Origin of the sequence: Sporosarcina sp. E16_3 (assembly GCF_017347125.1) — a bacterium.
GTDB lineage: Bacteria > Bacillota > Bacilli > Bacillales_A > Planococcaceae > Sporosarcina.
Genome location: NZ_JADPRX010000022.1, coordinates 1 through 12290 on the forward strand (window position 1 = coordinate 1; position 12290 = coordinate 12290).

General features: G+C 41.4%; 12 protein-coding genes. 11 read left to right on the plus strand and 1 reads right to left on the minus strand.

Annotated features, from left to right (window positions below; translation table 11 throughout):
- The first annotated feature begins 242 nt into the window (after nucleotides 1-242).
- The 5 genes from I2483_RS12980 to I2483_RS13000 all read left to right on the plus strand — a co-directional run bounded on the left by I2483_RS12980 (nucleotide 243) and on the right by I2483_RS13000 (nucleotide 3716).
- Entirely contained in the window at nucleotides 243-779 is a 537-nt protein-coding gene (locus I2483_RS12980; protein ID WP_207277568.1) for an urease accessory protein UreE, read from the plus strand.
- A complete protein-coding gene (locus I2483_RS12985; RefSeq protein ID WP_255550430.1) occupies nucleotides 721-1461 on the plus strand; it encodes an urease accessory protein UreF in 741 nt (246 codons plus the stop codon). The genes I2483_RS12980 and I2483_RS12985 overlap by 59 nt, the downstream gene beginning before the upstream one ends.
- Before the next feature lie 22 nt (nucleotides 1462-1483).
- Complete coding sequence (gene ureG / locus I2483_RS12990; RefSeq protein ID WP_207277569.1) at nucleotides 1484-2113, plus strand: urease accessory protein UreG; 630 nt, start codon at nucleotides 1484-1486, stop codon at nucleotides 2111-2113.
- A gap of 67 nt (nucleotides 2114-2180) precedes the next feature.
- Nucleotides 2181-2912: an urease accessory protein UreD gene (locus tag I2483_RS12995; protein WP_255550431.1), complete on the plus strand. Its 732-nt coding sequence runs from the start codon at nucleotides 2181-2183 to the stop codon at nucleotides 2910-2912.
- A gap of 327 nt (nucleotides 2913-3239) precedes the next feature.
- Nucleotides 3240-3716 carry an acyl-CoA thioesterase gene (locus tag I2483_RS13000; RefSeq protein ID WP_186672033.1) on the plus strand — a complete coding sequence of 159 codons (477 nt, stop codon included), beginning with the start codon at nucleotides 3240-3242 and terminating at the stop codon, nucleotides 3714-3716.
- Between the two features lie 127 nt (nucleotides 3717-3843).
- Here I2483_RS13000 and I2483_RS13005 read toward each other — a convergent pair whose 3' ends face one another.
- Nucleotides 3844-4812 (minus strand): 2-hydroxyacid dehydrogenase, encoded by a 969-nt coding sequence (locus I2483_RS13005; protein ID WP_207277571.1) that lies wholly within the window; start codon nucleotides 4810-4812, stop codon nucleotides 3844-3846.
- Nucleotides 4813-5054: 242 nt separating this feature from the next.
- Here I2483_RS13005 and I2483_RS13010 point away from each other — a divergent pair, with 242 nt between their 5' ends.
- The 6 genes from I2483_RS13010 to gucD all read left to right on the plus strand — a co-directional run bounded on the left by I2483_RS13010 (nucleotide 5055) and on the right by gucD (nucleotide 12265).
- Entirely contained in the window at nucleotides 5055-5561 is a 507-nt protein-coding gene (locus I2483_RS13010; protein ID WP_207277572.1) for a tripartite tricarboxylate transporter TctB family protein, read from the plus strand.
- 12 nt (nucleotides 5562-5573) lie between these two features.
- On the plus strand, nucleotides 5574-7067 hold the full coding sequence (locus I2483_RS13015; protein ID WP_207277573.1) for a tripartite tricarboxylate transporter permease: 1494 nt from the start codon (nucleotides 5574-5576) through the stop codon (nucleotides 7065-7067).
- Nucleotides 7068-7140: 73 nt separating this feature from the next.
- Nucleotides 7141-8133, plus strand: coding sequence for a tripartite tricarboxylate transporter substrate binding protein (locus I2483_RS13020; protein WP_207277574.1), 993 nt, complete (start codon nucleotides 7141-7143; stop codon nucleotides 8131-8133).
- An 81-nt stretch (nucleotides 8134-8214) separates the two neighbouring features.
- Complete coding sequence (garD, locus tag I2483_RS13025; protein ID WP_481886345.1) at nucleotides 8215-9747, plus strand: galactarate dehydratase; 1533 nt, start codon at nucleotides 8215-8217, stop codon at nucleotides 9745-9747.
- 106 nt (nucleotides 9748-9853) lie between these two features.
- Nucleotides 9854-10786, plus strand: a complete 933-nt coding sequence (gene kdgD, locus I2483_RS13030; RefSeq protein WP_207277576.1) for a 5-dehydro-4-deoxyglucarate dehydratase — start codon at nucleotides 9854-9856, stop codon at nucleotides 10784-10786.
- A 9-nt stretch (nucleotides 10787-10795) separates the two neighbouring features.
- Nucleotides 10796-12265, plus strand: a complete 1470-nt coding sequence (gene gucD / locus I2483_RS13035; protein WP_207277577.1) for an alpha-ketoglutaric semialdehyde dehydrogenase GucD — start codon at nucleotides 10796-10798, stop codon at nucleotides 12263-12265.
- Nucleotides 12266-12290 lie beyond the last annotated feature (25 nt).

Here is a 12290-nt window from a genome sequence, read left to right on the forward strand (position 1 = left end):
CGGGTTGGAAATGGATCGGGATTTCAATGCGAGTTTAAATCTGAAATATACGAAGGAATACACGGTTGTGACAAAATGAGAACCGCGTATCAATAGGGTGGGCTACATCCGAATTTACGCCTGTGGAGTGCTAAACCTACCGTAGTAGCGGGCAAATGGCGAGGCGGGGTACGAAGAAGCAGGAAAAGTCTAGCGTAGAGGAACTTACACGTTTTTCTATGTTTTTAGTAGCAGGATGCTAAATGCTTATAACAAAAGTCATTGGTAATATCGGAACGGAAGAAGAAATTGTCGGTAAAAAGACAGAGTGGATTGAACTTGACTGGGAAGAGTTAAGTAAACGCATTCTACGCAAAGAAACAGATCAAGGTACAGATGTCGCGATATCACTTGAACAACAAGATGACGACCATGATCACGACGATCACGATCACGGCCATGACCATGACCACGACGAACATGATGATCACGACCATCACCATCACGAACATCAGACGTTACAATATGGCGATCTTCTATTTGAAGACGACGTACGCCGTATCGCTGTTCGCACGAAAATGGAGCCGGTTATGGTAATTAGCCCGAAAAACATGACGGAAATGGGTAAAACAGCTTTCGAACTTGGTAACCGCCACACGCCAGCATTGATTGAGGAAAATGAAGTCATCGTGCGTGCAGACCATACGTTGAATAAATTGCTAGATGAAGTGGGTGTTGCATATGAAACAACTGAAAGACGATTCAAACAACCATTCAAATACCGCGGACACTCTCACTGATCTTGCCCTTTTACGGTTAATTCAAATTCATGATTCCGCGTTTCCGATTGGTTCTTTTACACAGACGTATGGTATGGAAACGTATATTCAGGAAGATGTGATCCGGACGAAAGAGGATTTGGTCGCTTATTGTACATCGTTTCTTTTTCAAAACCTGGTGCGTGGGGATGCGATTTTAATTCAAGAAGCGTATGCTGCTGCTCAGGAACAGGATATCGAACGACTTCTCTATTTGGAGCAATTATGCGGAGCAATCAAGCTTGCGAAGGAATCACGTGAGGCGAGTGTGAAACTTGGTAGACAGTTCATTAAAACGGTGTCCCCGCTCGGAACGGATGATTTCCTTACTGACTGGAAAGCACGCATTGATTCGAAAGAGATTAAAGGGCATTACGCCATTCTCTATGGTATTTACAGTGCAACGACAGGCGTCAGTGCCCATCATGCGGTTATGACGTATTTGTTTGCATCGCTTAACGGACTCGTCCAAAATGCAGTCCGTGCTGTGCCATTCGGTCAAACTACCGGCGTCCAAGCGACGTATGAATTGATTGGACAGGTGACGGAAGCAGCTAAATTAGTAGCTACTTTGACAGAGACTGACATTAGTAATAACGCGCTAGGTATTGAACTTGCTTCGATGAAGCACGAGTATTTGTTCTCAAGATTGTTTATTTCATGATGGATTGAAAGGAGTTTTTTTAATGAAACCAGTACGTATTGGCATAGGTGGACCAGTTGGATCGGGGAAAACTTCGCTCGTTGACCAACTTACACGCGCGATGCACAAAGAATATAATGTAGCAGTCATAACGAACGATATTTACACGCGTGAAGACGCTCAGTTTTTAATAAATAGTGGTGTACTTGAAGCGGACCGCATTTTAGGCGTTGAAACGGGAGGGTGCCCACATACGGCAATCCGTGAAGATGCTTCGATGAATTTCGCAGCAATTGATGAACTGAAAAGTCGCTTTACGGACCTTGATATTATTTTCGTAGAAAGCGGCGGCGACAACTTGTCCGCTACATTTAGTCCGGAACTTGTTGACGGTTATATATATGTCATTGACGTCGCAGAAGGCCAAGATATTCCAAGAAAAGGCGGACCCGCTTTGACGCGTTCTGATCTTTTATTGATCAATAAAACGGATCTTGCTCCATACGTTGGCGTTGATCTTGAATTAATGGATAGTGACGCGAAAAAAATGCGTAATGGACGTCCGTACATTTTCACAGATGTAAGAACACAAAAAAATGTTGACCAAGTTGTTGCTTGGATCAAGCGCAATATGCTATTAGAGGGTGCGGAATCCGCTGGTTCAAATGCTTAAACCGTCTCGCACCATCCATCACGGAAAACTAGACTTGGAGTTTGAACCAAGAAGAGGCTACACGCGAATGCCTCATGTTTTCCAGCAACCTCCATTGAAGGCAAGTCGTGAACTGTATGAAGGGAAAGACCCGACAGCGACCGTTTACATAATGGAGTCCTCTGGGGGCATGGTCGCCGGGGATCGGAATGACATTACAGTGAAACTTGCTCCTAATAGCAGTGTAAGGTTGGTTCAGCAGTCCGCTTTGAAAATCTATCCATCACATACAGGAGATACTTGTGTGCAGACCATTAATGTCGAGCTCGGAGAACAGGCACGTCTCGAATGGATGCCGGAAGTAATTATTCCATTTGTAGATGCGAAGTTCAGGGCCGACACGACACTTCGAATCGCCAGCGATGCAACTATATTATGGGGTGAAATCGTTGCTCCCGGCCGTGAAAAGCGCGGCGAGATATTTAATTATCAATCATTTCATACGAATTTCAAGATATTTGTCGAGGACCAATTAATTGCTTTTGACTCTTTGCATTTCTCACCGAAAGAAGCTGCACTTGGCGATATCGGTGTACTGGAAGATGCCATGTATATCGGTTCAATCTGGCTCGTATCACCGAAAGCCGTAGATGTCGACGTGCGAGCAATACAAGAAACATTGCGGGTTGAAGAAGGCTTGAAGTCTGGTATGACAAGGCTTGAAGGAAATGCTATCCATTGCAGATGGCTTGCGGTTGATCAGTGGACGATGCAGGAAGATATGAAGCGTGTATACGCATTGTTGGCGGCAAACGTTTAAGAGGACACTCCGATAAGGGGGTGTCCTCTTTTGGTTATGGTTTTTTCGGTGAGTGTTGTTAAGTTTGCTTGTGACGTTTCGAAGTTTCGAGAGAGTGTTGTTAAGTTTGCTTGCGGTGTTTTGAAGTTTCGAGAGAGTGTTGTTAAGTTTGCTTGTGACGTTTCGAAGTTTTGCGAGAGTGTTGTTAAGTTTGCTTGTGACGTTTCGAAGTTTCGAGAGAGTGTTGTTAAGTTACGGTTTTCATTCCAAAAAGAAAAATTTACGGTCACTGTGCCTAGGAATGGGTATACTTACTATAGAGTTCTACATTGAAAAGGGGATATCCATATGCCAGAAAAAAAACCAATGGGCCAATCACGCACAATCCAGACGAAACTTGTATTGCCACCCGATACCAATCATCTGCAGACAATTTTCGGGGGGAAAGTCCTCGCATATATAGATGAAATCGCTGATATTGCAGCCATGAAACATTCAAAGAAAGCGGTTGTTACTGCTTCAATCGATTCGGTCGATTTTGTATCGTCGGCGCGTGTCGGGGATGTGCTTGAACTTGAAGCAATCGTCACGTCAACAGGCCGTACATCGATGGAAGTGTTCGTATCGGTCCATTCGATGAACTTGCTTACAGGTGAAACAAAACTAACAACCGAATCCTTCCTAACGATGGTCGCTATGGACGAGAATAACAAACCAACCCCTGTACCGGGCATTTACCCGGAAACAGAAGTTGAAAAGAGTCTGTTTGAAACAGCTCCTGCACGTCGTGAACATCGGAAATTGCGGAGTGAGATGAAACATTAATCATTGGATGTGGAAAAGTTTAAAAGGTGAGCCCCTGTTTATAGGAGGTTCACCTTTTGTGTTGGGTACAATTAAGTTAAATAGTAGTTTTTTGTAGTGAGGAAGTATTTGAACCCCCATAACGCACTTACAAGTTCACCCCGTTTTGTATGAAGCTAGGACGATCACCTTTTTCAACCTTTCTAAAGTTATTAAATGCTAAAGTCATTACGTTGTTCAAAGTATCTCTTGTGCCAGCCCCTATATGAGGTGTCGCAATAATGTTATCAAAAGCTAATAATGGATTGTTTATATTTATTGGTTCTTCTGCCCATACATCGAGACCTGCACCGCCAATTTTATTAGTAGACAATGCCTCGGCAAGTGCATCTTCATCTACAATATTTCCGCGTGAAACATTAATTAAAATAGCATTTGATTTCATTTGCGAGAATTCGGATGTACTAATAAGATGTTTCGTTTCAGTAAGTAAAGGGATGTGTATGCTAATAATATCAGATCTTTCAAGTACTTCTTGAAGTGATACAAATGTTGATTCAAGCTCTATTTCTAGTTCAGGGCTGAGTTGGAATTTATCATAATAAATAATTTCAGTTCCGAATGCTTTAGACCTCTTCGCTGTTTCCTGTCCAATATTCCCAAATCCAATAAATCCATGTGTTTTCCCAAACATTTCATATGAAGATAGACGATGTTCCCACATCAACCACTTTCCTGATTTAGTAGCTTTATCAAGAATAGTTAACTTTCTATAGAGACTTAAAATCATTCCAATAGTTAGTTCAGCGACACCTCTTGCGTTTCCACCAGGCAAATTGCAAACTGGAATGCTTAGTCGTACAGCAGCCTTTAGGTCAATATTATCCAGGCCAATTCCTGTTTTTTGTACTAACTTTACATTAGTTGCACGTTCTAGCATATCTTCAGTCAGTTCAAATGTGCTTACTAGGAAATAATCCGCTTCGCATAACGCTTTTTCTTTCTGAGAAATGGACAAATCCTGCCAAAAAAGCAACTTAAAATCATTCGAATGACTTACTAGCTCATCTTTGTATTCTTGGGATACACTGTCGAAATAAATGATTAATGAAACCATATTGTATTCTCCTTTCAGAAGTGGTTATCTTACGCTGCCAAGTCTAACAAAAAGAAGTATAGAATTCTAGTGTTTATTGAAATTTCAGTAAATAGGATGTTTGTAATCAGAAGACTGGATAAAGGTATTTTAAAAAATATTTAAAATACGATTGACTCTAAAGTTTATTTGTCTTACAATAAGATTTACAAACAGACTTATTAGAATATTCCTTTAAGATGAGAGTGGAAGGGGAGAGGATATTGGTAGGGAAATATAGTGACGTCTTTTCAGGATTATTTTTGTTATTGATAAGCGTTGGCATGTTCACGGCAACATTTAGTTTTAAAGCACTTACAGTTAGTAAGGTTGGTCCCGACTTCATGCCCAAGATTATTGCATGTTTAATAGCGCTTGTCAGCATTGCGATCATTGTAAGCGCCTTCAATAAATTGAAAGAGAAAAAGTCATTAGAAATACAAACGGTGGAAGAGGAAACTTCTGTAACGGTAGAAGAATCGGAAGAGAAAACCTACTTGCCGGTTATCCTTTCTTTGGCATTGATGGTAGGTTATTTAATTCTCATGCCGTATGTTGGCTTCTTGATTATGACAGCCGTCTACTTATTCTTTCAGATGTATGTATTATCCGATAAAAGCAATAAAAAACTGGTGTTGTTCATAGTCGTCTCTATCGTATCTTCAATAGTTACGTATTTTATATTCCGTTCAATATTTTATGTCATGCTTCCAACTGGAATTCTTGGCTAAGGGGGTAAAAGAATGATAGAAATGTTATTGGCCGGTTTTACCTCTGTAATGACAATTAAGATAATATTGTTGATTGTCATGGGGGTTGCTTTAGGTCTTGTATTCGGTTCAATTCCCGGTTTGACTGCAACGATGGCTATTGCAATCTGTCTTCCCATTACATATGGAATGGATCCAATCGCGGGAATGTCACTATTAATGGGCTTATACATTGGGGGCGTTTCAGGTGGTTTAATACCTGCTATTCTCCTAAAACTGCCAGGGACGCCGTCTTCTATTGCGACCACTTTTGATGGATATCCGATGGCTCAAAAAGGTGAAGCTGGTAAAGCATTTTCGTATGCAATTGTATCATCCTTTTTGGGAGGGCTTCTAAGTATCATAGTTCTCATCATGATCGCGCCACCACTGGGTAAAATAGCCCTTCAGTTCGGTCCGTTTGAGTATTTTGCAATCGTTATCTTCTCTCTGACATTGATTGCAAGTCTATCAGGCGACTCATTGCCGAAAGGGGTTATGGCAGGGTTAATCGGAATCGGGTTTGCGATGGTCGGTTCTGCCCCAATCGATGCATTCCCGAGATTTACATTTGGGTTTAGTTCACTTGATGCTGGATTTGACTTGTTGCCAGTTCTTATAGGATTGTTTGCAATTTCCGAAATTTTGTTAGTGGCAGAAAAGAAATATAAAAACAAGCTTAAAGTCGATATTAAAAATATAAGTTACAAAGTAACAATTAAAGAATATCTAGATCAAAAATGGAACTTCTTACGATCTAGTGTAATTGGGGTGGGAATTGGGATTCTACCAGGAATCGGTGGTGGGACGGCTAACCTAATTGCTTATGCTGCTGCGAAGAACGCATCTAAGACACCGGAAAAATATGGTGAAGGTATTCCGAATGGTGTTGTGGCATCTGAGTCCTCAAATAATGCTGCAATCGGCGGTGCACTTGTTCCGCTTGTGTCGCTTGGTATTCCAGGTGATACGGTTACTGCCATGTTGCTAGGAGGATTAATTTTACACGGCCTTCAACCAGGTCCATTGTTAATGCAAAATCACGGAGATGTCGTATTTGGGATTTTTGCAGCTTTGCTAATTGCAAATATCTTTATGGCGCTCTTCTTGTTCATTGGTATGAAAGGCTTTATTCGGCTACTAAGTATTCCACAAAATATTTTACTGCCAATTATCATTACGCTTTGTGTTGTAGGGGCGTATGGAGTAAACAGCCGCTTGTTTGATGTAGGAGCGCTTTTATTTTTCGGAGTTCTTGGATACTTCATGGTCAAATTTAAATATCCATTGACGCCATTAGTTCTTGGTTTCATATTAGGACCGCTTTTAGAGACTAATTTACGCCGGGGACTCATGTTGTCACAAGGTGATTTTATGCCGTTTCTAACAGAGCCAATCGCCGCTTTCTTCCTTCTAGTGACAGTTGCTTCACTAGGGCTAAAATTCTATAGTGGTTGGAAGAAAAAAAGGCGCCTAAAAGTCTATTAACAGATTTAACTTCAGCTGAATAATAGTTTCAATGAGATTCACCAAATAATGGGGGAAAATAGGGGGTATTTAGATGAAGAAAATGATTAAAAAGGTACTATTCGGAGCACTTCTTGTCGGGGCCGTGGCTGTAATGGGGGCTTGTTCTGAAACTGTAGAGGGAACGGAGAAGGATTCGGGAGGGAAAGACTCAAGTTCTTATCCAACGAAACCAATTGAAATAGTCGTACCAGCAGGTGCGGGTGGGGATACAGATCTAAACACACGTACGATGGCGAAGTATTTGGAGAAGGAATTGGGAACGACAATGATTATTACCAACGTGAATGGCGCGGGAGGAACAACTGGTACGAAAAAGGTACTTGACTCAAAACCGGATGGTTACACAGTGCTATCTTACCATAACTCAACACTTATTAGTAAGATTCTAGGGTTAGTTGATTATACGTATTCAGACTTTGATGTAGCGGGTATGGGGGTTATGGATAAAGGGAATGCGTTTGTTGTTAATAATAAATCGGAATTTAAAAGTCTTGATGACTTAATCGCATTTGCGAAAGAGAACCCTGAAAAGGTTACTGTGGCAACTGAAGTAGGATCGTTTACACATTTACAATTGCTTGCATTTGAAGCAGCGACAGGGACCAAGTTTAATATCGTAGATGTTGGAGGTGCTTCAGACAAAATTACAGCACTACTTGGTGGGCGAATCGATATTATCCCGACTCAACTAGGGCTAGTTAACAGCTACGTTGAATCTGGGGATTTCAGAGCTCTTGGAATTATGTCTGATGAACGTTTAAAGGCAGCTCCGGATGTACCTACATTTAAAGAACAGGGCGTTGACCTTGTGATGGACAAATTCTTTTTCTGGGGCTTCCCGAAAGGAACTCCTGAAGAAATTGTAGATACATTTACGAAAGCATTGGAAAAAGTAGTTGCGAATGAAGAGTACCAAAAGGAAATGGAAGGCTTCATGGTTGAGCCTGTGTATTTGAATCCAGCTGAAGCAAATGAACTTATGGAGAAAGAGGATAAATTCTACACTGAATTGAATCCGCAATAAATATTTGCTCTGCCTGTGAGGTTTGCAGGCAGTTTTTTAAAATTACATCTATTAAACGTAACAATAGAAGGGATGATTTGGGTGGCGATCAAAGCTAATCTTGAAATTCCACTGTTCATTAAAGTAAATCAAGCAGACAATACTGCAATTATTGTTAATGCAGGAGGGTTGAAAGAAGGAATTGAATTTTCATGTGGACTTATTCTCACGGAGTTTATTCCCCAAGGTCACAAAGTGGCTTTGGCGGATATTGATACGGGGGAAGACATAGTTCGTTACGGAGAAGTCATCGGGTATGCAAAAAGCCCAATAAAAAAAGGTGCCTGGATTCGAGAGGCATTGGTAGTTATGCCTACTCCTCCTAATCTGGATTCCCTTTCAATGTCCACTAATGTGGCAATCGTTTCTCCACTTGAAAAAGAATACACATTTTTAGGTTATCGCAATTCTGATGGAAGCGCTGGGACTAAAAACATATTGGGAATTTCTACGAGCGTTCAATGTGTAGCTGGTGTTCTTGACTTTGCAGTGAAGAAAATCAAGCAAGAACTATTGCCATCTTTTCCAAATGTGGATGATGTAATTGCACTAACTCACAACTACGGCTGTGGTGTAGCCATTAACGCACCGGATGCTGTGATACCAATCCGAACGATTCAAAACCTAGCGAAACATCCGAACTTCGGTGGGGAAGTCATGATTATCGGACTTGGTTGCGAGAAATTAGTTCCTCAGCGATTAAATGATGGAAAAGACGACGGTAACATTTTGTCGCTACAAGATGAAAATGGATTCGTTAATATGATTCAGTCGATTGTCGCAATGGCAAAGGAACGATTACAGAATTTGAATGAACGGCAAAGAGAAGTTTGTCCAGTTTCAGATTTAGTGATTGGTGTTCAATGTGGTGGCAGTGATGCGTTTTCCGGCGTAACTGCAAATCCAGCAGTGGGCTATGCAGCCGATTTGCTAGTAAGTGCAGGAGCTACCGTTCTCTTTTCGGAAGTGACTGAAGTGAGGGATGCAATTCACCTTTTAACACCTCGTGCTGCGACGGAAGAAGTCGGCCAGGCATTAATACGAGAAATGAAATGGTATGACGATTATTTAAGTAGAGGTGAAGCGGACAGAAGTGCAAATCCTTCACCGGGCAATAAACGCGGTGGATTGTCCAATGTTGTTGAGAAATCACTTGGTTCAATTGTGAAGTCGGGAACATCGCCAATCGTAGATGTATTAGCGCCGGGGGAAAAGGCGCGCAAGAAGGGCCTTGTGTTTGCGGCGACACCTGCAAGTGATTTTGTTTGTGGAACATTGCAACTTGCATCTGGTATTCATCTGCAAGTGTTTACTACTGGGAGAGGAACTCCCTATGGATTATCGATAGCACCGGTTATAAAGGTTTCCACTCGAAATGCGTTGCAAGAGCAATGGCACGATTTAATTGATATTAATGCAGGGAAAATTGCTACGGGTGAAGCGACGATTGAGGATGTTGGCTGGGAAATCTTCAATGACATTCTTGAAGTCGCCAGCGGAACGAAAAAAACATGGGCAGATAAATGGGGAATCCATAATGACTTGGCCTTATTCAATCCTTCGCCGGTAACATAAACGCCATTTTCAGAACATATCAAAATATCATTTGACAGACTAATCTAATTGTCTTACAATAAGACATATAGAAACTAATTAACTATTATTGAAGGGTGGATTTCACATGACAACAAAGAAAAGACAGGCACCGAAAGGGATTTTAGGATTCCCAGTTGCTCCAATGGATGCAGAAGGCAAATTAGATTTACATGGATTAGGAAAGAATATTGAGTTTTTAGTCGAAAATGGTTTGTCTTCCGTTTTTGTAGCATGCGGAGCAGGTGAACTACATGCAATTAGCAATGAAGAATACAGATTAATGGTAGAAGTCGCCGTAGAAAAGACAAAAGGTAAAGTTCCTCTCTATACAGGAGTAGGAGGAAATATTGCGCACGCTTTAGAGCAGGCAAATATTTCCAAGGAACTAGGAGCAGAAGGATACTTGATTTTACCACCGTATTTAATCGATCCATCTCAAGATGGTATCTATAACTACTTGAGTACGATTATTGAAAGTACAGATTTGAACGCAATCGTTTATCAGCGTGACAATTGTATTTTGGAATCACAAACATTACAGAAATTATGTGAATTACCACAGCTTGTTGGCTATAAAGACGGCGTTGGAAATATGGAACTGAATGTCGAGTTTACACATCTAATCGGGGATCGTCTTGAGTGGATCAACGGTATGCCTTTGGCGGAAGTAACAATGGCTGCCTATGTGAACCTTGGATTCACTTCGTACTCATCAGCGATCTCAAACTATATTCCACATATTTCAGCGAAGTATTATGAAGCGCTTCTAAGTGGAAACAAAGAAGTACTGAATGAACTATATGAAAACGTGATATTCCCGATTCATCGTATCCGTAAACAGAAGAAAGGCTACGCGGTTTCTTTAATCAAAGCAGGTATGCAAATTGTTGGCCTCCCAATTACAACAAATGTTAGGGCACCAATCGCCCCTGTTGAAGAAGAGCATTATGAAGAGCTAAAGGTAATTATTGAAAATGCATTGAAGAAATATCCTGCTCATGCAGAGACAGTACAATAGGAGGCAATTATGACTACTACAACTGAAGTGACAACAAAAACGTATTTAAATTATATTAACGGCGAATGGGTTGCCTCTGAAACAGGAAAGACAGGGGTAAGTAAGAATCCTGCGCGGAAAGATGAAGTTGTAGGATCTTATCAACTATCCTCAAGTACTGATTTTGATAAAGCCGCATCTTCTGCACGACAAGCTCAAAAAGCATGGCGCAAACTTACTGGAAACGTACGGGGCGACTATTTGTTGAAAGCTGCTTCTATTATGGAAGAACGCATCGATGATATCGCGACTGCAATGACACAAGAAATGGGTAAGACATTCCCAGAAGCAAAAGGTGAGACTGCACGCGGAGTAGCTATTTTACGCTACTATGCTGGCGAAGGGATGAGACCGGTTGGTGACGTAATTCCATCTACAGATAGCGATGCACTTATGTTTACAACGAGAGTACCACTTGGCGTTGTTGGAGTAATTACTCCTTGGAACTTCCCAGTAGCAATCCCGCTTTGGAAAATGGCTCCGGCTTTAATTTACGGTAATGCAGTTGTTATTAAACCAGCGAGCGAAACGGCTATTACATGTGCAAAAGTGATTGAGTGTTTGCATGATGCAGGGATTCCCGCAGGTGTAGTCAATATGGTAACAGGTTCCGGTTCCCTTCTTGGACCAGAGATGGCAAGTAATAAAAACATTGATGCAATCACGTTTACAGGGTCGAATACGGTTGGGAAATCACTGGCTCAGACAGCTGTTGCAAGAGGCATTAAATATCAACTTGAAATGGGTGGGAAAAATCCAGTAATCGTTGCCAACGATGCAGATCTTGACTTGGCGGTTGAAGCGACGATAAGTGGTGGATTAAAATCATCAGGACAAAAATGTACGGCAACAAGCCGTGTCATCGTTCAAAAAGATGTCTATGACGAATTCAAAGAGAAACTTCTAAAAAAGGTTGCTGAAATAACTGTCGGTGACGGCATGGATGCAGGTACGTGGATGGGCCCAAGCTCAAGCCAAGGTCAGTTGGACACAGTGCTCACCTATATTGAAAAAGGGAAAGCAGAAGGTGCAAACCTACTCTTTGGTGGGAATGAAGTAGTAGGGAAAGATGGATTGAACGGGTACTACGTGGAGCCGACAGTATTTGAAGGCGTAACTTCTAAAATGGTGCTTGCACAAGAAGAGATTTTCGGTCCAGTTCTTGCACTTATGAAAGTGGATACGATGGAAGAGGCACTGGAAGTGGCAAATGACTCGGAATACGGGCTAAGCGCTTCAATCTTCACGACGAAAATTAGTAATATGCTTTCATTCATCAATGAAATGGATGCTGGTTTAGTACGCATTAACGCAGAAAGTGCTGGTGTCGAACTTCAAGCTCCTTTCGGCGGCATGAAGCAATCTAGTTCCCATTCACGTGAACAAGGGCAAGCTGCAAAAGAATTCTATACGTCTATCAAAACAGTATTTATTAAATAAGATAAGTCAGGAGGAGTTATGCGAT

What these genes read in the sequence shown, in the direction of transcription:
- kdgD (WP_207277576.1), top strand. Translation starts at nt 9,854, where the DNA reads ATGACAACAAAGAAAAGACAGGCACCGAAAGGGATTTTAGGATTCCCA.
- I2483_RS13000 (WP_186672033.1), top strand. Translation starts at nt 3,240, where the DNA reads ATGCCAGAAAAAAAACCAATGGGCCAATCACGCACAATCCAGACGAAA.
- I2483_RS12985 (WP_255550430.1), top strand. Translation starts at nt 721, where the DNA reads ATGAAACAACTGAAAGACGATTCAAACAACCATTCAAATACCGCGGAC.
- I2483_RS13020 (WP_207277574.1), top strand. Translation starts at nt 7,141, where the DNA reads ATGAAGAAAATGATTAAAAAGGTACTATTCGGAGCACTTCTTGTCGGG.
- I2483_RS13015 (WP_207277573.1), top strand. Translation starts at nt 5,574, where the DNA reads ATGATAGAAATGTTATTGGCCGGTTTTACCTCTGTAATGACAATTAAG.
- I2483_RS12995 (WP_255550431.1), top strand. Translation starts at nt 2,181, where the DNA reads ATGCCTCATGTTTTCCAGCAACCTCCATTGAAGGCAAGTCGTGAACTG.
- I2483_RS12980 (WP_207277568.1), top strand. Translation starts at nt 243, where the DNA reads ATGCTTATAACAAAAGTCATTGGTAATATCGGAACGGAAGAAGAAATT.
- I2483_RS13005 (WP_207277571.1), bottom strand. Translation starts at nt 4,812, where the DNA reads ATGGTTTCATTAATCATTTATTTCGACAGTGTATCCCAAGAATACAAA.
- ureG (WP_207277569.1), top strand. Translation starts at nt 1,484, where the DNA reads ATGAAACCAGTACGTATTGGCATAGGTGGACCAGTTGGATCGGGGAAA.
- gucD (WP_207277577.1), top strand. Translation starts at nt 10,796, where the DNA reads ATGACTACTACAACTGAAGTGACAACAAAAACGTATTTAAATTATATT.